This is a genomic window from Streptomyces sp. STR69 (assembly GCF_024519455.1).
In the GTDB taxonomy this organism is placed as follows: domain Bacteria; phylum Actinomycetota; class Actinomycetes; order Streptomycetales; family Streptomycetaceae; genus Streptomyces.
Genome location: NZ_JALJRY010000098.1, coordinates 1 through 640, shown reverse-complemented (window position 1 = coordinate 640; position 640 = coordinate 1). Strand labels below are relative to the sequence as shown.

Sequence of the window (640 nt, the reverse complement as noted above, 5' to 3'; positions counted from 1 at the left end):
GCCATGGGGCCAGTGATCCTGATGAGACTCAGAGGGAACTGAGAACTCTCTGTGAAAAGGTTCCGACGCTCCCGCACCGCCCACCCTCCGACGAACCCCCCATGGAGAAAGCCCTCATGAGCCTCACGGTCGTCAACGGACTCCCTGCGCACGTCCTGTTCGTGCACTTCGTCATCGTGCTCGTGCCCCTGAGCGCCCTGGCACTCGTGGTGTGCGCGGCCTGGCCCGCAGGTGCCCGCCGACTCGGCCTGCTGCTGCCGATCCTCGCGCTCGTGACCTTGGCCAGCGTGCCGGTGGCCACCCACGCGGGGGAATGGCTCGAACAGCACGTCGGCAGCAACCCGTTGGTGCGCAAGCACGCCGAACTCGGCGACGGCCTGCTCCCGTGGGCTCTGGGCCTCTTCGTGATCTCGGCCGTCGTCTGGTGGACGGCCCGCCGGTCGGCCCCCGCCGCGGACGGCGCGGCGGGGGCCTCATCATCGCCCTCGGTACTGGTCCGGGGCGTGGTCGTGGTTGTTTCCCTCGCTGTCGCGGTCGGCGCCGTGGTGGACGTCTACCGGATCGGCGACTCGGGCGCCAAGGCCGCCTGGAAAGACAGCTACTCCAAGACGGCCACGCAGAACGGCGGCTGACAGGACGA

General features: G+C 69.2%; 1 protein-coding gene. It reads left to right on the top strand.

The window, feature by feature from the left end; genetic code table 11:
* The first annotated feature begins 101 nt into the window (after positions 1 to 101).
* Positions 102 to 632: a DUF2231 domain-containing protein gene (locus OC490_RS49120; RefSeq protein ID WP_262064564.1), complete on the top strand. Its 531-nt coding sequence runs from the start codon at positions 102 to 104 to the stop codon at positions 630 to 632.
* Positions 633 to 640 lie beyond the last annotated feature (8 nt).